This window comes from Streptacidiphilus sp. EB103A, from assembly GCF_041261405.1.
GTDB lineage: Bacteria > Actinomycetota > Actinomycetes > Streptomycetales > Streptomycetaceae > Streptacidiphilus.
This window is the reverse complement of sequence record NZ_JBGCAQ010000017.1, coordinates 87,419-110,351: the sequence shown is the minus strand read 5'-3', so window position 1 is coordinate 110,351 and position 22,933 is coordinate 87,419. Positions and strand designations below refer to the sequence as shown.

The 22,933-nt window shown below is 68.5% G+C and carries 10 protein-coding genes; 3 read left to right on the top strand and 7 right to left on the bottom strand.

Translation table 11 applies throughout. From position 1 onward, the window contains the following. Window positions 1-50 precede the first annotated feature (50 nt). Window positions 51-6,509, bottom strand: a complete 6,459-nt coding sequence (locus ABH941_RS27145) for an RHS repeat domain-containing protein (RefSeq protein ID WP_370132149.1) — start codon at window positions 6,507-6,509, stop codon at window positions 51-53. 618 nt (window positions 6,510-7,127) lie between these two features. On the opposite strand from ABH941_RS27145, the gene ABH941_RS27140 reads away from it, so the two are divergent. Further along, window positions 7,128-12,236, top strand: a complete 5,109-nt coding sequence (locus tag ABH941_RS27140) for a beta strand repeat-containing protein (protein ID WP_370132148.1) — start codon at window positions 7,128-7,130, stop codon at window positions 12,234-12,236. 150 nt (window positions 12,237-12,386) lie between these two features. Here ABH941_RS27140 and ABH941_RS27135 read toward each other — a convergent pair whose 3' ends face one another. The 4 genes from ABH941_RS27135 to ABH941_RS27120 form a co-directional block, all read right to left on the bottom strand. Then, window positions 12,387-12,917 (bottom strand): hypothetical protein, encoded by a 531-nt coding sequence (locus ABH941_RS27135; protein WP_370132147.1) that lies wholly within the window; start codon window positions 12,915-12,917, stop codon window positions 12,387-12,389. A 40-nt stretch (window positions 12,918-12,957) separates the two neighbouring features. Continuing rightward, the gene (locus ABH941_RS27130; protein ID WP_370132261.1) at window positions 12,958-14,256 is read right to left on the bottom strand and encodes a DUF1996 domain-containing protein; all 1,299 of its coding nucleotides are present in this window, start codon (window positions 14,254-14,256) and stop codon (window positions 12,958-12,960) included. 163 nt (window positions 14,257-14,419) lie between these two features. After that, window positions 14,420-17,455, bottom strand: coding sequence for a discoidin domain-containing protein (locus ABH941_RS27125; RefSeq protein WP_370132146.1), 3,036 nt, complete (start codon window positions 17,453-17,455; stop codon window positions 14,420-14,422). A 326-nt stretch (window positions 17,456-17,781) separates the two neighbouring features. Further along, entirely contained in the window at window positions 17,782-18,834 is a 1,053-nt protein-coding gene (locus ABH941_RS27120; RefSeq protein WP_370132145.1) for a LacI family DNA-binding transcriptional regulator, read from the bottom strand. Between the two features lie 168 nt (window positions 18,835-19,002). Between ABH941_RS27120 and ABH941_RS27115 the strand changes: the two genes are divergently transcribed. Together ABH941_RS27115 and ABH941_RS27110 are read left to right on the top strand one after the other, a co-directional pair. Then, window positions 19,003-20,820 carry an ABC transporter ATP-binding protein gene (locus ABH941_RS27115; protein WP_370132144.1) on the top strand — a complete coding sequence of 606 codons (1,818 nt, stop codon included), beginning with the start codon at window positions 19,003-19,005 and terminating at the stop codon, window positions 20,818-20,820. 83 nt (window positions 20,821-20,903) lie between these two features. Further along, the gene (locus ABH941_RS27110; protein ID WP_370132143.1) at window positions 20,904-22,100 is read left to right on the top strand and encodes a permease; all 1,197 of its coding nucleotides are present in this window, start codon (window positions 20,904-20,906) and stop codon (window positions 22,098-22,100) included. A 3-nt stretch (window positions 22,101-22,103) separates the two neighbouring features. Here the strand turns inward: ABH941_RS27110 and ABH941_RS27105 are convergent, their stop codons facing one another. Both ABH941_RS27105 and ABH941_RS27100 read right to left on the bottom strand, forming a co-directional pair. Continuing rightward, entirely contained in the window at window positions 22,104-22,250 is a 147-nt protein-coding gene (locus tag ABH941_RS27105) for a DUF6126 family protein (protein WP_166682704.1), read from the bottom strand. 17 nt (window positions 22,251-22,267) lie between these two features. Then, on the bottom strand, window positions 22,268-22,852 hold the full coding sequence (locus tag ABH941_RS27100) for a helix-turn-helix domain-containing protein (RefSeq protein ID WP_370132142.1): 585 nt from the start codon (window positions 22,850-22,852) through the stop codon (window positions 22,268-22,270). Window positions 22,853-22,933 lie beyond the last annotated feature (81 nt).

The window sequence follows — 22,933 nt, the reverse complement described above, 5'->3', positions numbered from 1 at the left end:
AGAGAGCGCTGCAAGGATCAGGGCTCCCCCCAAAACAGCCCAGGAAGGCATCAGAACCAACTTCCGATATCGGCAATAACATTGTTCGTCACATTGCTGGTCACAAATCCGACAGCAAGTCCGGCGACCGCCCCCACCGCGGCTCCCACCACTGTACCCTCGGGGCCCACGAAGGATCCAATGAACATTCCGTCCTCCATACCGGATGCAGCCAAGGATGCCGAGATGTATGTGTCGGCCGCCGCCTGAGGGATCGCAGTCGCAACCGCCCGGGTCCGGGTGTCCCCATTACCCCGATCTTGCAGGTAGTTGTAGCCGAAGGCTGCAGCAAAACCAGCCGCACCCAGGCCGTTGGTAGCAAGACGCGAGGTAAGGCGCGGATTCATGGTGGCCACGCGGGAGAGCCCAGTTCCCGTATTCTGCAGCGTCAGGAGCCTGTTCATGTCGGCCATCCCTACCTCGGCAGTACCAGTCTTCCCAGCCGCAGAGATGGCTCCACTGGTGGTATTGAAGATACCCAGGTACCCCTGGGCGCTGCTGGCTGCCCCGGCGGTGACGCCGGCAGCTGTGCACGCCAGGCCCAGTGCACTCTTGGAGCATTGCGAACTCCACCAGCCTGAGAAGAACGGCACCGGTATGGACGGGGCCGCCTTGGGAGCGGCCGCCTTGTAGTAGTCCCTCTCGTGTGCAAGTGTGCGGCGGATTTCGCTGCGGTGGGTGTTGTAGTACTGCGTCTGATCCTGCCCACTGGAATAGGTGCGTTCGGTGGTGTCGTCGTAGACACGCAGTCCGCTGGGGTCGGCTTGGTTGATCGGGTCGTCCGCCGAGTAGGTGTAGCCGTTGAGCTGTTGGGCGCTGGTGGCTTCGAAAACGGGGTCCAGGCTGATGAAGCGGCCCGTGGTGGCGTCGTAGTAGCGGGCGCCGATGTCGGTGAGGCCGGTGGTGGTGTCGGTGGTTTTGTTGAGGAAGGTGCGGTTGTCGGCCCAAGTGGTGGTGGTGCCGCGGGCGTTGCCGTAGGGGTCGAACTGGCGCCAGGTGGGTGTTTGGGCGGTGTAGTCGAGGTAGAGGTTGTTGGTGCCGTGCTGGTCGGCGAGTTCGAAGCCGTACGCGGTGGTGGTTCCGGTGCGGACGACGGTGGCGCCGCCGGGGACGCTGTAGTAGCGCACGCCGGTGACGGCGGAGGTGGAGTCCGTGAGGGTGATCTGCTCGCTGCCGAGGTAGAGCGTGGTGGTGGTCGGGTCGACTTGCAGGAGCAGGGTGCCGTCGGCGTCGTAGATGTAGCTGGTGGAGGTGCCGGTGGTGGCGTTGGCGACCTTGGTGAGGTGGCCGTTGTTGTCCCAGGTCAGGGTCTGGATGCCAGTGCTGGTGTTGCGGGTGGTGGAGTTGCCGGCGCTGTCGTAGGCGTAGCTGGTGCTGGCTGTGGTGCCGCCGGTGGTGGTGGTCGCGGTGAGGGTGTTGGGCTGGGTAGTGGAGTAGGTGTCGGTTGTGACTGTGTCGCTGGTGGTGCTGGTGAGGGCGTGTTGGGTCTGGGTGAGGCGGTTGCCGATGGCGTCGAAGGTCCAGCTGGTCCAGTAGGTGCCCCCCGTGATGCCGTCGCCGACGGTGCTGTAGGAGGTGCTGGTGGGGGTGGCGGCGCAGGTGTCGGTGGCGGTCCAGGCGGTGGTGAGGCGGCCCTGGGTGTCGTAGGTGTAGCACTGGGTCTCGGCGGTGGTGGAGGAGCCGAGGCGGGTTTCGGTCTGGTGGGTGATGTTGCCGGCGAGGTCGTAGGTGTAGGCGTTCTCGTCGATACTGGCGGGGCTGCTGGTGGAGCGGGTGACCAGTTGGTCGGTCAGGTTGCCGCTGTGTGCGTCGTAGGTGTCGGTGACGCTGGCGTTGGAGCTGGTGGAGCCGAGCTGGACCTGGGCGACCTGGCCGTAGGCGGTGTAGGTGACGTTCTGGAGGTAGCTGTAGGAGCTGGTGGCCAGGCCTCCTTGGAGGCCGTCGTTGTTGTAGGTGCGGGTGACGGTCTCGGCGGCCAGGCCGCCGCCCAGGAGGTACACGTCGGACCATGGCAGTCCGAGGACGCTGGTGTAGGTGTGGGTGATCTTCCAGGTTTTGCCGAGGACGGTGCCCTGGGCTCCGGAGGGGATGATGGTCTCCTCGCCGGTGGACTCGCCGAACACGTTGAAGCCCACCGCCTGCTTCACATACGCGTAGCCGCCGGTGTAGGAGGTGGCGGTGGTGAGATGTCCGATGGGGTCGGGCATGGAGGCGATCGCGGTGTTGGCGTTGTCGTACACCCATGCCGCGGTCTGGTTGCCGGGGACGCTGGTTGAGGTGTAGGCGACCTGCGCGGAAGTAGCGGCGGCGTACTCGGCGGTCTTTCGGTCCAGGGCGTCGTAGGTGTACGAGGTGTAGTCGCCGCGGGCGTCCAGAGTCTGCAGCAGGTTCCCGTCCGGGTCGTAGCTCATGGTGCTGCTGCCGGCGGTAGGGTCAGTTCTGGAGACCACCTCACCGGCTAGGTCGTAGGTGTCGGTCCACGTCTCGTTCTTGGCGTCGAGGGTGGTGGCCTGCTGGCCGTGGCCGTCGTAGCCGTAGGTGGTGGCGCTGGTGGTGCCGCCGGTCAGGTAGAAGATCCCGGTGCTGGTGTTCGAGGGCGTGGTCAGCGTCGGGACCACGGTGTACTCGTCGACCTCGCTGGTGCGCCCGAGCGGGTCGGTGCGGGTGGTCTTGGTGACTCCGCCGGTGGGCGGGATGACGGTGGTGGCGTCGCCGCTGTAGACCGTGGTGGTCGTGGAGATGACGGCGCCGTACTTCTCCGAGGTGTCGTAGACCTTGCGGCCCAGGCCGTCGAAGGTGGTCACGTTCTGGACGGCGACCTGGTTGTCGGCGACCGAGTCCAGGATCAGGTTCGGGGTGGTGGTGGAGTCCCAGTAGCCGGTGTTGGACTTGAAGGCCCAGCCGCGGGAGTCGTAGAGGGTGTCGTTGATCAGGCGGCCGCCCTGGGGGGTGTAGGTCTGGGTCTGCCGGGTGCGGCCCAGGGAGTCCTCGATGCTGGTCGAGGTGAGGTAGCCGCTGTTGTCGTTGAGGGTGTTGGTGACCACCCCGGACACCGCGGTGTTGGACAGGGTGTAGGCGTAGGTCTGGTTGGCCAGGGTGGTGGTGGCGCGGGAGTCCTTCCACACCGAGGTGGTCCGCCCGAGCGCGTCGTACTGGGTGGTGGTGACCACACCGTTGACGTCAGTGGTGGTCAGTGTGAGGCCGCGTTCGGGGTCGAGCGTGGTGGAGGTCGTATGCGCGACGCTACCGACGGTGGGCTGGGTGAGCTTCTGGCCGGTGGTCAGGTAGGCGGCATTGACGGTGTAGCTGGTGCTGGTGCCGTTGCCGTTGCCGTTGGTGGTGCTGGCTATTCGGTAGTAGGTGCTGTCGTAGGTGTTCTGTGCGGTGGTGCGCCAGGTGAAGGCGCCCGAGGTGTAGCCGGTGGCCTGCCGGGTCATGGTGACCAGGCCCAGGGTGGGGGCGGTGGTCTGCGGGAAAGTGGTGGCGAAGGTCGAGTCGTCGTAGAACGTCTCGGTCGCCTTCACGACCTGGTCCGGGCGGGTCACGCTGGCCGGCGCAGCCAGGGTGTTCAGGCCGTCGGGCACCGAGGTCACCGAGCCCTGGGTGAAGCCCGAGCAGGCCACCGAGTCGGTCTCGGTACCGGCGATCAGGCCGACCAGGTTCAGGCTGGTGTTGGTTGGCGCGTAGCTGGTGGCCGTGCACTGGTCATACCCTGCGGCGGCTGGGACCGTGTGGTTGTACGCGTAAGTGGGCAGGCCGAAGTTGGCATCGCTGGTGGTGGCGTCGTAGGTGGTGTCGGTTTCGTTATAGCGCCAGCTAGTGGTGCCGCCGTCGGTCAGCCGCTGCCGTGTCCACACCTCCGCGGTCCCGGTCATGTTGGCGGTCAGCGATGGCAGTCCGCTGCGGGCGCGGGTCGCGCTGGCTGCGGAGATCCAGTACGAGTTGATGGTGGAGTGGTCAATGCCTCCGCCGACGCCCTGGTAGGTGGTGGTCTCCAGGACCTTGTCGGCCAGTTGGTTGGAGTCGGTGTGGCTGCCGCCCTGGGAGTCGGTAAGGGACACGCTGCGGGTGGAGCTGGAGGACAGCCAGTCCCCGTCCATGCCCTGGTAGTAGGAGGTGACGTTCTTGGTCCGGGCGTCGCTGGCGCCGTTGCCGGTAGTGGTGGTTACCTGCTGGTAGCCGCGCCACTGCCCGTAGGTGCGGTACTTGGCCTTGGTGTTCTCATCGTCGTCGTAGTGCCAGGCCGCCCCTGTATAGGCGTAGTCGGTCTCCTTGGTCAGTGAGCCGCCGGTGGTGTCGGTCTCCAAGACCATCTGGACGGCGTACTTGTTGAACCAGTCCAGCATCGGGGCTATGTAGCCGGACGGGGTCCAGTACTCGGGATAGCAGGAGGCGGTGTTCGACGACGGGGTGGCCGAGGTGGAGCAGGCCGTCGGTAGCGTGTAGGTCACCCCGATCACTGCGCCGAGTTCGGTGGTGATCGCGGTGATCCGGTAGCGGAACAGGCCGGGGTAGGTGGTGGTGCTGACTCGGTTCTCCAGCGCCGAGCCGGTGAACGTGATGGCGGGGGTGCTGATGGAGGCGGTGGAGCCGCCGGCGGTGGTGTCGGCCCCGGTGTGCTGCACCGAGGACAGCCACAGCGTGGCGCTGGTGGCATCACCCGTCGAGGGCTCAGTGTGGGTCAACGCGTAGGAGTCCACGGTCACGTACGCGCTAGAGGCGACTGAGTACTGCTCAGTGGTGATCGAGGTCAGCCGCACGGTGGAGAAGGATGAGGGTGCGTAGGCAGCGCAGGTCGCGCCCGAGGCGCAGTTCAGATCGTAGGGGACGTCGGGGTAGTAGGAGGCGTTGGAGGAGGTCTCGGCAGTGCCGCAGTTGGTGCTGGTGGAGGTGCAGCGCACCGAGGTGCCGTACACGACCTTGTCGGGGATGGTGCCGTAGGGGCCGGTGGCGGTGGTGAAGCCGTAGTCGATGTTCGCGAGGTAGGAGTCGCGGATGTACTTGACCTCGGAGGCCCCGCTATAGGCGCCGTAGTAGTTGGTGTCCTGGGTGTAGTAGTAGGCCATCGCCGCGCTGGTGACGGTGGTCACGTAGTCCAGGTGCCACTTGTCGGCCATGGTGCAGTAGCTGCTGGTGGCGGTGGAGTTGTAGCACGGGTCGCCCGAGTGGGCGGAGTAGACCCGCTCGTAGTCCACCGAGTTGGTGGTCGCGTTCCCGGAGGCCCAGCCGGGCAGTTCATTGCGGCCGAAGTAGTAGCTGGTGCCGTCCCGCTCGGTGATCACCCAGTAGGAGGTGTCATAGGTCCCCGAACCGTTCGCCGAGCCGGTCACCTTCTTCACGGTCGCGCCGCTGTCGTCGGCCAGCTTGTAGGTGGAGGTCGAGGAGTCGTAGACGATCGAGGTGGACGAGCCGTTCAGCGACAGCGTCAGGATCGGGCCGTCGTAACACTCGTCGATCGTGGTCACCGACCCGGCGCTGCCCTCCGGGGAGTCGGCGCAGGAGGTGAACTCCTGTGCCACGAACGAGTCCTGGGTGCTCCAGCCGTCACCCACCCAGGAGGCCTGGGCCTGGGTGTTCGCGGTCTTCCCGTCCACGCTGCCTGAGTCGTAGGACAGCGAGGCATCCGGGGCAAGCGAGGTCGACGCACCGGGCACACTCACCTTGTAGGTGTAGGTGAAATCCCCCGAGGAACCGGACTGCGACCACGACCCCACGGAAGACAGCGCGGAGGCATAGTTGCCGCCCGCCCCGCCCTCCTGCCCGGTCGAGTCCGTCGCCGCCAGCACCGTCGCCGCACCCGACGTCGACACGCTCTGTGCCGACACCGACGACGAGACCGGACCGGTGTAGACCGCCGAGGACACCGAGTCCGCAGCGCTGCCCTTAGTCCCGCTGTAAGCGGCGTTCTTGACGGCCGCCTGGCTGCCAAGGGTCACCAACGCGGACACGCTCGCGGACTTGGCGTTGTTGACCGAGGTCAACGGGGTCTGCACCCGGCACTTGGCCAGCTGCGGCGTGGTCAGCGCACACGCGGGCAGACTCACCAGCCGCAGCCGGGAGGCGTAGTTACCGCCGATCGCCTGACTGAACGCACCGTAGTCCAGCCCCACCCGCACACTGCCCGCACCCTGGGCACCCGTACTGGCATCGGTCAGCGACCACACCGGACCGGACACACCCAACTGTGTGGACAGCGTCCGCGACTGCACCGACACCCCGAGCCCGGTCGGACCGGCGTAGGAGCCCTTGCCCGATGCGACGGCCTGCGCCCAGACCGGAGTCCCCGCCGCCACGGCCTTGGCCCCGGACGTCGACGCTGCGGACTGGGGCACCGTCAACTGCAGTGAGCCAGTGCTTGCTGCGGGCCAGGCGGTCCGGGTCGGCGTGACGGAGGTCTTGGTCGCACTGGAGGTAGCCACGGTCTTGTGCGGCACCTGCTTCAGGCCCGTGACCGAACGGCCAACGCTCACCTTCACCTTCGCGGCCGAAGTCCGGTGCACGGGCAGGGCACTGGCGGTCGACCCGAAAGCGAGTCCGATCCCCAGGCACCACGCTATGGACGCGGCCAACAGCGTCAGGATGCGGGGGCGCATACGACGGCGCCAGGCCCCCAACGCCCCGTCTCCCCTTGCCGTGCGCCCTTGCCCCATCGCCCGACCCCTGCGCATCCAGACCACCCTGACTTATGGGATGCACATGCGATTCACAGAAAAGGCGAATTCATGCACATCTATCAATCAACGGCCTAAGAGATATCGGAAGCAGGGAGCCTCCAGCGTAAGAGCAAGGAAAGAGAATGGAGATGAAGGGCCATCAAATAGATGAAGAGATGGACACATTGGACACCCCTGCCCCTGTGAACCACATCACACAGTGATCGTTCGCCTTTCCACTGGCCAGTAGCGTTCTCACGTGTTCATGGCAGCCATCGCCCGACGGTGCCCTACTTGACGGGAAGCTGCACCAGTCCTGCCGCCAACGGCCTTCGGGCGACCTTGGGTAAGCGTTGCCTTCATCCAGGGCGACAAATTCCCGGCTGTGAAACGTATACACCCATTCGCCCCTAGTCAGGGACAGGAAGTTCACAGATGAATCTCAGAATCTCGCGGCCCTCCTCAAGATGGCGGCAGCTGACCGCGCGCGCCACAGCATTGGCTGTGTCCAGCGCGCTGCTGGCTCCGGGCGCCGCCGCCTACGCCAACGCCAACGCGACCTCCACCGCGGCAGCGAAGACCGCCACCTCGGCTTCGGCGTCGCCTCTGGGTCTGACGGAGGATCAGGCCATACTCCGGGCCCGGTCGACGGGCAAGCCGGTGCAGGCCACCGCAGCGACGACCGATTCGTCCACGTTGACGGCGAACCCGGACGGGACGCTGACGCTCACACAGAACCTTGCCCCAGTACGCAAGCGCGTCCAGGGCAAGTGGCAGAACCTCGACGCAACCCTGGTCCGCAAGGCGGACGGGACGATCGCACCCAAGGTCACCACCAGTGCGCTGACCCTGTCCAGCGGTGGCACCAGCACCCCACTGGCCACCATGCGGGCCGGCAGCGGCTCCCTGGCCGTGTCCCTGCCCACCGGATTCACCCTGGGCACACCCACCCTGTCCGGGGCCACCGCCACGTACCAAAGCGTCCTGCCCGGTGTGGATCTGACCGTGACCGCGCAGGACACCGGCGGGTTCAGCGAGGTCCTGGTGGTCAAGAACGCCACCGCCGCGGCCAACCCCAAGCTGGCCGCTTTGACCCTGGCCACCAAGGCCAGCGGCGTCACCATGACCACGGACACCGCCGGGGACCTGTCCGCCAAGGATCGCAACGGGCACACCGTGTTCTCCGCTACCGCCCCCACCATGTGGGACTCCACCGCAGCCGCCGCGAGCACCCCCAAGGCCACCGACCCGAGCACCGGGCAGCAGGTGGACCGACGCAACGGCAGCCCGATCGCCTCCAGCGCGGTCCAGCCCGGCACCGCGGCCCACAAGGCCAGCCTGAAGGCTTCCTACCGCGCCGGCAAGATCTCCCTGACGCCCGACCACACCATTCTGACCGGGAAGAAGACCGTCTACCCGGTCTACATCGACCCCAGCTTCACCGCCTCGGGGCAGACCGACACCGTCCAGGCCTGGGCGTTCGCCGACAGCCTGTGGCCCTCCACCGCGTTCTGGAAGCCCGCCGCCTCCACTCCCGGTCCCCTGCACGTCGGTTACACCGACTGGACCTCGGACATCTCCACCAACCGGTCCTTCTTCCAGACCAGCGTCCACAGCAGCGTCTGGGGCGCGACGGTGATCTCCTCCAACATCTCGTTCTACGAGAACTGGTCCGCCTCCTGCACCGCCGAGGCCGTCGACCTCTACCAGACCGGGACCATCTCCTCCAGCACCACCTGGAACAACCAGCCCAGCTGGATCAGCAAGCTCGGAACCGACACCGTCGCCAACGGATGGTCCACCTCCTGCGGCCCCGGCGACATCGGCTACAGCATCACCTCCACCATGCAGAGTGCCGCCAACGGCCACTGGGGCAACGTCACCTTCGGGCTGCGCGCCGCCGACGAGAGCAACGACCTGGCCTGGAAGCAGTTCAGCAAGCAGGCCACCATCACCACCACCTACGACCACACCCCCAACACGCCCAGCAGCCTGACCACCAGCCCGGCCACCTCCTGCGCCGCCAGCACCCCCACCACCCTGGGCCTGGGCGACGTCACGCTGCGCGCCCATGTCTCGGACCCCGACGGCACCATCAGCCCGCTGACTGCCAACCTCACGCTGAAGAACATGTCCAGCGGCACCACCTACACCCAGGCGATCAACGCCACCAGCGGCACCACCGTCAGCGCCTACTACTCACACACCACCAGCTCCGGCGCCTTCCAGGCACTGACCGCGAAAACCGAGTTCGCCTGGTACCTCACCGTCACCGACCAGAAACTGACCAGCAGTCAGTCCACCACCTGCCACTTCTACTACGACCCCACCGGCCCAGGCGCCCCCACCATCGCCCCGGTCACCTCGACCACCAGCCAGTGCCCGGACCTGACCGCCAGTCCGTCGGGTGACGCCCTGTGCACCGTTGGCACGGCGGCCGGCTTCACCCTGACCGACACCGACACCACCAGCGCCGCGCCCACCAGCTACCGCTACCAGCTCAACGGCGGCAACCCGGTCAGCGTCAGCGCGTCCAGCACCAGCCCCTACACCGCGACCATCTCGCTGAAGCCGACCACCCAGACCGACATCCTGACCGTCACCGGGGTCGCCGCGGACGGCAACATCGGCGATTCCGCGGACTACCGGTTCGTCGCGCAGGCCCCGGCCACCGCCGTCAGCGACGACCTGAACGGCGACGGCAAGGCCGACCTGCTCACCGTCGGCGGCCAGAACTCCCTGCCCGCCGGACTGTGGCAGGCCACCGGCAGCGGCGCGGGGAAGGTCAACGCGACCGCCCGCAACGTCGGCATCGACGGCAACGGCGTCTCCACCACCACCAACGCCACCTCCTTCACCAGCACCCAGGCGATCACCGGCCACTTCTTCACCGGCGCCGGATTCAACGACGTCCTGGACTACAGCTACAACGCCGCCACCGGCGCCGTCAGCGGCGAGCTGCTGCGCGGCCAGGGCGACGGCACCGCCCTCAACCCGGTGGACTCCTACCCCGTCACCAACGCCGCCGGCGTATTCGCCCAGAACACCAGCACCACCAACGCCGACGGCACCACCACAAACACCACCGCCTACGCCACCTCCATCGCCAGCGGCGGCGGCCTGTACAACTACGTCGCCAACGGCAACCTGGCCAGCGCCATGACCGGCTACCCCGACCTGCTTATGGTTCTCAACGGGTCCCTGGTCGACGAAGGGTCCAATGACGGCAAGGGCAACTACCCCGGCGCAGACGCCGCCACCGACCTGACCGACTACAACCCCTACTGCCTGGCCCAGAACGCCGCCAACAGCAACACCGCGTGCACCACCGGCTGGAGCGGCTGGACCATCACCAGCACCCTGATCAACGGGCTGCCCGCCCTGTTCGCCCGCGACACCAGCACCAGCGACACCTCGGCCGGGCAGCTGTGGTACCTCAGCCCCACCGACCTGCAAACCCTGACCACCGACGCCCTGTCCAACGGAGCCGTCGACACCGCTAACACCGCAGTCGAGGCCGCTACCAGCGGCTGGGACTCCGCCACCGTGCCCACCCTGCAGGCCGCCGACATCAACGGCGACGGCACCCCCGACCTGTGGACCGTGAGCGCCTCGGGCACCGAGACCGCCCACCTGATGACGCTCTCCACCGCCACCCCGCCCACCGCGACCTGGACCACACCCACCGCCCAGACCCTGAGCACCGACACCCACGACTGGCCCCTCAACGACTACGACACCACCGCCCTGACCGCCGACGACGCGGCCAGCAGCGCGCTGCCCCTGACCGGCACCAGCGGGATCACCGCCCCCACCGGCGGACTGTTCGACCCGGACGTCGCCCTCACCGCCAGCAACAGCGACTACCTGCACACCAGCAGCAAGGCCCTGGACCTGACCGGCAGCTTCACCGTCTCCCTGTGGGTCAACCCCACCATCAACACCGCCTCGGTGCTGTCCCAGAACGGCAGCGCCGACTCCGGGATCAGCATCGCCGCCACCACCAGCGGCTGGTCCTTCGCGCTGAACACCGGCGCCGGCACCGCCTGGAGCTTCGACAGCATCGCCGGCGGCACCGTCCACCTGGGCACCTGGGCCCATCTGACCGCCACCTACGACAAGACCACAGCGGTGATGAACCTCTACGTGGACGACGTCCTGGTCGCCTCCGGCAACCACACCGCCCCCAGCACCGGCGCTACCGGCGCCCTGCTGCTGGGCGCCGACTGGCACAACAGCGCCCGCGCCGACTACCTCACCGGTGAACTCGCCCGCCTGCAGACCTGGACCGGCGCCGCTGTCGCCCCCGCCCAGCCCTACACCCCCGCCAGCTACCACCAGGCCATCACCCCCACCCGCATCCTGGACACCCGCTCCAGCACCGCGCTGGCCTACACCAGCGGCATCACCGCCGGCACCAGCACCGTCACCGGCGGCACCGTCGTCCCGGTGAAGATCGCGGGCGACACCGTCACCCCTTCCACCTCCGGATCCCCCACCACCATCCCGTCCACGGTCACCGCCGTCGCCATCGCCGTCACCGCCACTCACCAGACCGCCGAGGGCTACGTCACCACCTACGCGGACGGCACTCAGCGCCCCCTGACCTCCTCCACCAACTTCGCCAGCGGTGTCACCGCCACCGGCTACCAGATCGTCCCCGTCGGCAACGACGGCAAGATCGACCTGTACGCCTACACCGCCAGCACCGGCACCATGGCCCTGATCGTCGACGTCACCGGCTACTTCACCAGCGACGCCACCCTGACCGGGGACCAGACATACACCCCGCTGACCACCGCGACCCGCGCCCTGGACACACGCAGCAGCTACGCCAACACCAGCCTGACCGCCACCGGCACCGTCGCCGCCAACACCAGCTTCACCCTGAAGATCACCAGCCTGGACGGCGTGCCGTCCACCGCCACCGCGGTCGCCGTCAACCTCACCACCACCGGCGAGACCGGCACCGGCTACCTGTCGGCCTACGCCACCGGGGCTACCCCCAGCGCCGACACCAGCCTCACCTACAACACCGGCACTTCCTTGGCCTCCATGGCCGCCGACACCCCCATCGGCACCGGCGGAACCATCACCATCTACAACGGCAGCAGCGCCACCGCCGTAATCGTCGACATCGCCGGCTACTACACCACCGGCACCACCGGCCAGACCTACCACGCCGTCAACCCGACTCGCCTGGTCGACACCCGCACCGGCGCCGGCACCGGCACAACAGCCGCCGCCATCACGACGGGCGGTGCCTTCACCGTCTCCACCTCCGACACCCAGCAGATCACTTACACCACTACGCCCACCCTGGTCACGATGCTCACCGTCGCCGACACCGCTACCGCCGGATACATCACCGCCTACCCCACCGGCACCACCGCTCCTGCCACCTCCAACGTCGACTTCTCCGCCGGCGACGACATCGCCGACCTCGCCCTCACCCCCACCGACAGCTCCTCCCAGATCACTGTCGTCAACCACAGCACCGGCGCGATCAACCTGGTCATCGACAGCAGCGGCTACTTCGACTGACACTCCGTCACCACCCAGTACGCACGCGGCCGGGCACCCACCAGGTGCCCGGCCGCGCACCACTGGGACAAATGCCCACCCCTACCTTCGCCACTCCACTGCCGCGCCCGACACGCCAGGAGGGAGAGCTACTGTGCCCCTGGCGCCACGTCAACTCTCCTTCCAGCAGAGCAACACCGTCGTCGCGACGGTCCGGGCCGCCGACGCACGCGACCGGACCGGCATGCCGAAGCTGCTCGGCAGGGCGCTGACGTCCACCGTCAGCACCGTGGCGTCCTTGCGGAGCACCACCGTCCCGTCCGGCTCGGCGAAGGCGGCGTCGCCGAGGCCGCTGAGCGGGGTGGTGCCGGGTGCTGCCGTCCGTAGGGCGTTGAACCAGGCCTGGGTGGCCGCGGCGTCCGGCAGGTCCTTGACCGAGAGCACCAGGGAGCCGTCCCGATACGCGTAGCGGCAGGAGTAGAGCCGGTTCGACCAGGTCGGCCGGACCGGCTCGGTGGTCGTGGCGCCGAGGGCGCCGGAGATGTCCTTCTGGGCCTCGTCCGCGCAGACCATCCTGGCGGCGGCGGAGGGGCCCGAGGAGCCCTGCGCGCCCGCCGTCGCGGGGCGCGCCGAGGCGCACCCCGCGACGGCGAGCAGCAGAAGGGCAGCAGCCCCCACCAGGTGACCCGTTCCTCGGTTCATATCGGTTCCTCCCAGTGAGGGCAGAGCTGCTGCCGGTTCGTCAGGAGGGCAGCAGGTATTGGTCGTTCAGCACCGCGCCCTTCTGCGGCTGGTTCTGGTCGTAGCCGCGGTCGTCGCACTGCAGACCGCCGACCACGCAGTGGGTGACCAGGGCGGCGAGCGTGGCGGTGTCCCAGCCGTTGAAGAAGTCGTAGTGGAAGGAGAATCCGCGACCGCTGGACAGGTGCACCTGCGACATGTCGCCGTTCACCGGGAAGGCCATCTTGAACTCGATCATCGGCACGGCGACCGGGTGGTCGACCGGGCAGACGCCGTTGATCGGGTAGGCCATGTGGCTCTTGTGGTCCGGGGTGTCCAGGTGGATCCCGTCCCAGCAACTCGGAGCCTGGTAGCGGATATCCAGTTCGCTGCCGGCCGGGCAGCTCGGCGGGAAGTCGATGTTCCCGTAGCTGTTGCCGCACTCCCAGCCGGAGACCCAGCCGGGGTCGGTGGAGAACTGGGTCGCGCTCGCGGCCGGGCTGCCGACCACGAAGCGCAGCCCGGTCGGGAACGGCCGGACGCTGGTGTAGTCGATGACTCCTGACTTGTAGTAGATGGTCTGGGTGCCGACCGGCAGGACCTGGGTGGTGCCGTTGAGCAGGGTCGGCATCCAGTAGCCGGACTTGTCACCGGGCGCCATGCAGGTGGTGCCGCCGGCCTGCAGCGTGGCCTCGGTGGTGTTGGCGTCTGTGGTGGTGTTGCCCATGAAGGTGTGCAGATGCGAGGCGCCGGGCTTCCCGGGGAAGACGATCGGGTCGTCCGGGAGCACATGGTTGGCACTGCACTGTGCCTGGAACTCGTGGAAGTACGCGTTCGGCGGCACATAGGTGGACGGGGTGACCCCGGTGACCGGCGGGTCCGCGAGGACGTAGCCGCTGGTGCTGAGCGTCACCGAGCCGTAGACCTTGAACTCGTAGAGGGAGTAGCCGTACTGGGTGCCGCGCGCGGTGGCCAGCATCCGGATGTAGCGGCCGGCTCCGCTCACCGCAAGCACCTGGTTGCCGCCGGTGCTGGTGGTCGTCGAGTAGACGGACGTCCAGGTGCTGGCGTCCGGCGAGGTCTGGATCTGGAAGGCGCTGGCGTAAGCGGTCTCCCAGTCCAGCTCGACCTGGTTGACCGTGGCGTTGCCGCCCAGGTCGATCTGGATCCACTGGGGATCGCTCCAGGCGCTGGCCCAGCGGGTGGTCGGATCGCCGTCGACCACGGCGCCGGCCGGGAAGTTGGCGCTCTCCAGCGACGAGGCGACGACCGGACGGGACTGCGAGATCAGCGTCCCGGTGGCGGCACTGGCCCCGGCCATCGAGGCACCGAGGCCGATCAGCGACAGCAGCAGCGCGAGGACGACGGGCAGCGCGGCCTTGCGCGGCGGGATCCGCCTCCGCCTGGACCCAATCCGGTGACGGACTTTCATGAGGACCTCCTGGTGGGTGGGTTGGAACTGTGGAGCGGCCGGCGCAGCGGCATCAGGCGTAGACGCCGAACTCGTAGAGCGAGTAGCCGTAGGCGGTGCCGCGCTGGGTGAGGTTCAGCCGCACATAGCGGCCCGACCCGGTGACGTCGAAGTCGTCGACGCCGCCGGTCGCCGTGGTGGTGGAGTAGACCGTGGTCCAGTTGGTGCCGTCGTTGGACACCTGGACCTGGTACGCCTTGCCGTACGCGGCCTCCCAGCCGAGTTGGACGTGGTGGATCGCGGTGGTCTGACCGAGGTCGACCTGCAGCCACTCGGCGTCGTCCCAGTTGCTGGCCCAACGGGTGGTCCAGTCACCGTCGGTGGCCTGGCCGGGGGTGAAGTTTCCGTTGGCGGTCTGGAACGAGGACGCCGTGGTGGGCTTGCCCTTGGCCACATTGGTCCCGTTCACCGGCGGGGCGACCACCTTGAACGACCGGGTCTCCACGCCCACGTTGCCGTGCCCGTCGTAGGCGTAGACGTAGACCTTCCAGACGCCCAGGGTCTTCGGCGCGGTGGCGGTGAACTGCCCGTCCCCGGTCTGGGCGAAGGTCACCTGCTGCAGGCCGGTGCCGCCGTCCACGTACTTGCTGCTGTACATCAGGTTGTAGCGGATCAGGTCGCCGTTGGGGTCGGTGGTGCTGGTGGTGACGTTGAAGGTGCCGCCGGACGGGACGGTCGCGGTGTTGCTGAGCGTCATGCTGTTGATCACCGGCGGGGTGTTCTGCTGCGGGCTGCCGCCGTAGTCCTTGGCCACCGAGTAGTAGGCCAGCCGCTTCCAGGCCTCCGGGATCAGGTTGAACCAGATGCCGCCGAAGTCGTTCTCCTGGCCGTAGTTGAACAGGGTGCCGCCGAAGGAGACCCCGGTGTGGCCGGAGATGCAGTTCCAGGCGCTGGTGTAGCCGTCGCGCATCTGGACGTCGGTGGGCTGGGTGGGCACGCCGTTGGCGTCGTTGGGGACCTCCCACTCCCCGGAGTCACCGGACTCGGTGACGATGTAGGGCTTGGTGTAACCGCCGTTGATCCAGTCGGTCTTCACATTGCACACCGCGCCGTAGGAGTTGACGGCGTAGAGGTCCAGGTCCGGGGTGTACTGCTTGTAGTACGGCCACGCGCCGGTGTAGGCGTCGGTCGAGGTCACCGGGTGGTTGGGGTCGGCCGCGTGGATCGCCTGGACGATCTGCTCCACGTACTGGGCGTAGGCGATCCGCTGCTGCTCGACCGCCGCGCCGGTGTAGTGGTCCTGAGTGGTCAGGATGACCTCGTTGCCGACGTCCCACATCAGCACCGCCGGGTCGTTCTTGTAGGCGTTGACCCAGGACACGATGGAGTTGAGGGTGCTGGTCTTGTACGCGGTGTCGTTGACGTAGTCGGCGCCCTGGTTCAGCCAGAAGCCGTTGATCACCTTGACCCCGAAGGCCGAGGCGGCGTCCAGCAGCGGCTGGGTGGTGCCGTCGGTGCCCCAGGTGCGGACGGTGTTGACGCCCAGCGACTTCAGGTCCCGCATATGGGCCGCTGCGGTGGCCGTGGAGGGACCCCAGGTCACTCCCTTGACCTGGTACGGCGCCCCGTTGACACTGAGCTGCCAGTTCCCCTGCGCGCCGGTGACATGCACGTTACTGGCGCCGGTCGGCACGGCCGGGTCGGTCAGCGGGGTCGGCGGGGTGCCGGTGGTGGTGGACACCGTGACCGCGCCGATGCTCAGCGCGCCGCCCGAGCTGGTGGCGCTGCTCGGCGAGGTGCAGCCGCAGACCGCGTTGGGGTAGGAGCCGCCGATGCCCAGGTCCGCGACCAGGTAGAAGCCGTGGTCCACGGCGGCCTGCCAGGTGGCGACGCCGACCTGCGACTCGTTGACCTGCCACACCTGCTGGTTGTCCAGGTAGTAGCGGATCTGCTCGTCGGACTGGGTGCGGTCGATGATCTCGGTGTAGGTGTGGTAGCCGGTCTGGCAGCCGGTGCAGCTGGCCAGTCCGCTGGTCATGCCGTTGTACTCGTTGCAGTTGCCGTTGGGCGCGGTCCCGCAGTGCAGGGTCGCCGAGAGCTGGCTGCGGCCGTTGACGTCCTCCAGGATGTCGCTCTCGCCCATCTGCGGCCAGGTGGTCATGTCGCTGCGGTACTGGGCGCCGACGGCCTTGAAGGCGGGCCAGTAGCCCAGCCCGTTGGCCGGGTTGGGCTGCTTGACGGAGGCGGAGATCATCAGCTGTCCGCCGGCGGGCGCGGCGAAGTCGCTGCGCTGGGTCTCCACCCGGCCCGAGGTCCAGTTGCCGCTGCCGTCCCTGACCGCGGTGAGGTTGAGGTGGCCGCTGCCGTCGACCGCGACATTGGCGGCGCTGTTGGTGTCGGTCTCGACCTCGCCGGTGCCCCAGTTGGCGGCGCCGTTCTGGTACTGGGTGCCGGTGTCGGTGATCCAGTTGGCCGAGGAAGGCGCGCTGCCGGACCCACCCGAGAAGTTGTCGCTCCAGACGGTGGTCCAATTGCCGGGCGGGGTGGACCCGGTCGCCGTAGGCGTCGGGGTCGGAGTGGGCGTCGGGGTGGCGGAGGAGGCCAGGCCGTACACCTGGAACTCCCACAGCGAGTAGCCGTAGCCGTTCTCGCGCACCGTCCCGTACATCCGCACATAGCGGCCGGTACCGCTGACGTTCAGGGTCTCGGTGCCGCCGGCGCCGGTGGTGGTGGAGTAGACGCTGGTCCAGTTGGTGCCGTCGTTCGACACCTGGATCTGGTACGCCGTCGCGTAGTTCTCCCAGTTCAGCACCACCTTGTCGATGCTGTAACCGCTGCCGAGGTCGACCTGCAGCCACTGCGGGTCGCTCCAGGCGCTGGCCCAGCGGGTGCCGGTGTTGCCGTCCACGGCGTTGGCCGCGGCCAGCCCGGCGCCGGTCGTCTCGGTGGACGAGGAGGTGGCCGGCTTGCCCTGGGAGAGCAGGGTGTCGGCCGCACGGGCCGTGACCGGCCCGGCGACCAGGGCGTAGAAGAACAGCGAGAGCGCTACGACGGCCAGCGCCGCCGTTCTCAGCAGAGTGCGCGCGGAACCAAGGGGTGGTGCTCCCATGGGAACTCCTGACAGGGGGTGGGCCTGAGGGTCGGAGAGCGCTCACCAAGAGAGCGCTCTCCCATCGGGCGATGGTTGCGCTCTTGTTTCGTGGCCGTCAAGAGTTTTGTCAGAAGACGGTGTTCCGGTACTGAACGGACGTCATATCTGGTTGCATTGACGGACATTCAGGGCGTGAAAGCGCCACCCCTACTCTTGACGGACCGAGCCGGAATGCGGAACCTTGAACGAAATGGAGAGCGCTCTCCATCCCCATGAGCACGCTCCGGGCGGGGGTGCCTCCCCGCCCGGAGCGGAGGTCCGGCCTTCCGACCAGCGCGTTCCGCTCAGCCCGACTGCCGCACCACCAGCACCGGGTCGAACACCGCCGACCTCGGCCCCTCCGCCCTGCCCTCGATCCGGTCCAGCAGCAGCCGCGCCATCTCCGCCGCCATCTCCTCGACCGGCTGCCGCACCGTGGTGAGCGCCGGACGGCTGTCGACGGCGGCGCTGCTGTCGTCGAAGCCGACCACCCGGACGTCCTCCGGCACCCGCCGCCCGTGCTCACGCAGGATGTGCAGCGCCCCCCGCGCCATCAGGTCGTTGGCGGCGAACACCCCGTCCAGGTCCGGACGTTCCAGCAGCAGCCGCTGCATCGCGGCCTCCCCGCTGGCCTGGGTGAAGTTCCCCTCCGCGGTGGGCACCACCGCCTCGCCGTGCCGGGCCATGGCCTCCAGGAAACCGTCCTGACGCTCCCGCGCCGCCCGGATGTCCAGCGGCCCGGAGATCACCGCCACCCGCCGGCACCCCTGGCCCACCAGCCGGTCGGCGGCCAGCCGCGCGCCCTTCTGGTGCGCCAGGTCCACGAAGCCGATCGGGACCGGCCGGGCCGGCCGGGCGAAGAGCACCGCGGGCAGCCCCGCCGCCACCAGCAGCTCCGGCAGCGGGTCGTCGGCGTGGGTCGAGACCACCAGCGCCCCGTCCGCGCTGCGCTGCCGCAGATAGGCGACGACCTCCGCCCTGGCCTCCTCGGTCTCGGCCAGCATCAGCACCGGGTGCATGCCCCGCGGCCGCAGGAAGCCCATCACCCCGTTCACCACCCGGCTGAAGAAGGGGTCGGTGAAGAACCGGGTCCGGAACTCCTCCTCCTGCCCCTCCCCCGCGCCGGAGGCCACCAGCGCGACCGAGCCGCTCCGACGGGTGATCAGCGAGCGCGCCGCGCCATTGGGCACGTACCCCACCGCGGCGACGGCCCGGCGCACCGCCTCCTGGATCGCGGGGTCGACATTGCGGGTGCGATTCACCACCCTGGAGACCGTGGCTCGGGAGACCCCGGCGACCCTGGCCACGTCCTCCAAGGTCGGAGCGGTTCCGGCGGCAGCGCTGCGGGGCTCGTCCATGCCGTGTTTATAACAGAACCGGAGAGCGCTCTCCACCCCTTCGGCCAACCGCCCCTCCAGCGCCGACACATCACTGAGTCTTACTCACTATTAGCCGGAATAAAGATGAGCTATGCTCCGTTGGACGGGACGTAGCAAGCCCGTCGTCCCTACTTCCCGGAGCCGCCCATGCGCACCCCAGGTCCCGACTGGACTCCACCCGCCCGCAAGCCGGGCGCACCCAAAGCACCCGTGCAGCTGCGTCGCATCCTGCGCCTGTTCCGCCCCTACCGGGGCAAGCTGATCGCCGTCGGCATGTTCGTCGGCCTGTCCTCCCTGGTCTCGGTGGCCTCGCCGTTCCTGCTGCGCGCCGTCCTCGACACCGCCATCCCGCAGGGCCGCACCGGCCTGCTGAGCCTGCTGGCCCTCGGCATGATCGCGGTCGCGGTCGCCAACTCGGTCTTCAACGTCCTGCAGACCTACCTCAGCACCAGCGTCGGCCAGCGGGTCATGCACGACCTGCGCACCAGCGTCTACGCCCACCTCCAGCGGATGCCGCTGGCCTTCTTCACCCGCACCCGCACCGGCGAGGTGCAGTCCCGTATCGCCAACGACATCGGCGGCATGCAGTCCACCGTGACCAGCACCGCGACCGCGCTGGTCTCCAGCCTCACCACCGTGGTCGCCACCGTGGTCGCCATGGTCGCCCTGGACTGGAAGCTCACCATCGTCTCGCTGCTGCTGCTCCCGCTGTTCGTGTGGATCAGCCGGAGGGTCGGCAACGAGCGCCGCAAGATCGCCACCGAGCGCCAGAAGCAGCTCGCCGCGATCTCCTCGATCATGCAGGAGTCACTGTCCGTCAGCGGCATCCTGCTCGGCCGCACCATGGGCCGATCCCGCGGCCTCAGTGACGAGTTCGCCCGCGAGTCCGACGCCCTGGCCGACCTGGAGGTCCGCGCCGACATGGCGGGCCGCTGGCGGCAGTCCACCATCCAGATCGTGATGGCCGCGATGCCCGCGGTGATCTACTGGGCGGCCGGCCTGACCGGCGGCCACGGCCACACCACCGCGGTGTCCATCGGCACCCTGGTCGCCTTCACCTCGCTGCAGCAGAGCCTGTTCCGGCCCACCGTCCAACTGCTCCAGGTCGGCGTCGCCGTCCAGGTCTCGCTGGCGCTGTTCCAGCGGATCTTCGAGTACCTGGACCTGGTCCCCGACATCACCGAGCGCCCCGACCCGGTCACCCGCAGGGCGGGCGCGGGCGAGGTCCGCTTCGACCACGTCGGCTTCAGCTACGACCCCGCCGCCGGGACCCGTCCCACCCTGGACGACATCGACCTCACCGTCCCGGCCGGCACCAGCCTGGCCGTCGTCGGCGAGACCGGTTCCGGCAAGACCACCCTCAGCTACCTGGTCCCCCGCCTCTACGACGTGACCTCGGGCCGGGTGGTGATCGACGGCACCGACGTCCGCGACCTCAGCTTCGAGTCGCTGGCCGACACCGTCGGCGTGGTCTCCCAGGAGACCTACCTCTTCCACGCCTCGGTCGCGGACAACCTGCGCTTCGCCAAGCCGGACGCCACCGACGAGGAACTGTACGAGGCGGCCCGCGCGGCCCAGATCCACGACCACATCGCCTCGCTCCCCGACGGCTACGCGACCATGGTCGGCGAACGCGGCTACCGCTTCTCCGGCGGCGAGAAGCAGCGGCTGGCCATCGCCCGCACCATCCTGCGCGACCCGCCGGTGCTGGTCCTGGACGAGGCCACCAGCGCGCTCGACACCCAGACCGAGCAGGCGGTGCAGCAGGCCCTGGACACCCTCTCGGCCGGCCGCACCACCATCACCATCGCCCACCGGCTCTCCACCGTCCGCGACGCCGACCAGATCGTGGTCCTGGACCAGGGCCGGATCGCCGAACGCGGCACCCACGACGAGCTCCTCGCCCTGGGCGGCCACTACGCGGCCCTGGTCTCCCGCGACAGCACGCTGGAGCCTGCGGTCTAACCATCCGGAATACCCCTGGGGGGTATAGTCGTTCGTCAGGACGCAGACGCTCTCACGGCCACTCACCCCCCGGACGGCGCGACATGAACGACCTCTGGCACGCCCTCACCCACGCACTCTCCATCACCGGAGCCATGACCTGGGAGATCACCTGGGCCCTGATCCTGGGATTCACCCTCTCGGCCGTAGTCCAGGCGGTGGTCCGCAAGTCCACCATCGTCCGCCTGCTCGGCGACGACCGTCCGCGCACCCTGGCCGTCGCCTCACTCCTCGGCGCCGCCTCTTCCTCGTGCTCCTACGCCGCCGTGGCGCTGGCCCGCTCGCTGTTCCGCAAGGGCGCGAACTTCACCGCGGCGATGGCCTTCGAGATCGCCTCGACCAATCTGGTGGTCGAACTGGGCGTGATCCTGGCCCTGCTGATGGGCTGGCAGTTCACCGCGGCCGAGTTCGTCGGCGGACCGATCATGATCGTGGTCCTCGCCGTCCTGTTCCGCCTCCTCCTGCGCGACCGACTGCTCCGCGAGGCCCGCGAGCAGGCCGACCACGGCCGGGCCGGCTCGATGGAGGGCCACGCCGCGATGGACATGTCCGTCCGCGGCGAGGGCTCCTTCGCCCGGCGGCTGCTCTCCCGCGAGGGCTGGACCTCGGTCGCGCACGTGTTCGTCATGGAATGGGCGGCGATCCTGCGCGACCTGGTCGTCGGCCTGCTCATCGCCGGGGCCATCGCCGCCTGGGTCCCCGACAGCTTCTGGCGCACCTTCTTCTTCGACGGGCACCCCCTGGCCGCGAAGCTCTGGGGTCCGCTCATCGGCCCGCTGGTCGCGATGGTCTCCTTCGTCTGCTCCATCGGCAACGTCCCACTCGCGGTGGTGCTCTGGAAGGGCGGCATCAGCTTCGGCGGCGTGGTCGCCTTCATCTTCGCCGACCTGCTGATCCTCCCCGTCCTCAACATCTACCGGAAGTACTACGGCCTGCGGATGACCGCCTTTCTCGCCGCGATCTTCTACACCGCGATGGTCGTCGCCGGCTACGCAGTCGAACTCGCCTTCGGCGGCCTGGGCCTGATCCCCCAGCAGTCCCGTGCCAAGATCCCGATGGACGGCGTCAGCTGGAACTACACCACCTGGCTCAACATCGCCTTCCTGCTCCTCGCCGCCTCCCTCGTCTACCGCTTCGCCCGCACCGGCGGCCGCGACATGCTCCGCATGATGGGCGGCTCCCCGGAGAGCCCCCACAGCGGGCACGGCGACCACACCGCCATGGACCACCACCACTCCTGAAGGTCACCGACCGTGCTGGCCCACGTAGTAGAGCAGCATCGCGAAGCCCGCGAACACATGCAGGCCGATGACATAGATGAAGACCCGGATACCGACCCGGCGCTCGGTCCGGGTACTGCCGTCCTCGACGGGGAACTGCGTGCTGGCCATGGTGATGATCCCTTCCTTCAATGAATGCAGAGCTCAGCGGTCGGCATCTGCAGCAGGGTGTGGACGAAGAGCAGTTCCACGCCGGGCTCCTCCGCCACCAGCCGGTGCGGCCGCATCGAGTCGAAGTGGGCGGAATCCCCCGGGGCGAGGAGGTGCTGCTCGCGGTCGAGGGTGAGCAGCAGGCGTCCTTCCAGGACGTAGAGCCACTCCTCACCCGGGTGGACCCGGATCACCGCGTCCTGCACCCGCACCGGGATGTGCACGCGCAGGGCCTGCATCGCGCGTCCCGGCACCCCTGCCGGGCGGTAGGTCCAGCCCCCGGCCACAGTCGGCTCACCCTCCCCCGCCCGCAGCACCGGCGCCCTGACCAGCGGCGACACTTCGCTCGCCTCCCCCAGCAGGACCTCGACGGGGACGCCGTAAGCTCGGGAGAGGCCCAGTAGCACCGGCAGCGAGGGCTGGCGCTTGGAGGTCTCCAGCCGGGAGAGGTGCGCGGGCGAAAGCCCGACCCGTGCGGCAGCCGCCTCAAGCGTCAGCCGACTCCGCAGCCGCCGCTCCCGCAGCCGGGCCCCGAGCCCGGGTACCTCACCGCTGATATCCACGACCCCAGCCTCACACCGCACGCCAGGGGAGGCAAACGTCTTGCCTCTGAGGCAAGAGGAGCCCTGTGGAGGCTGCCACCG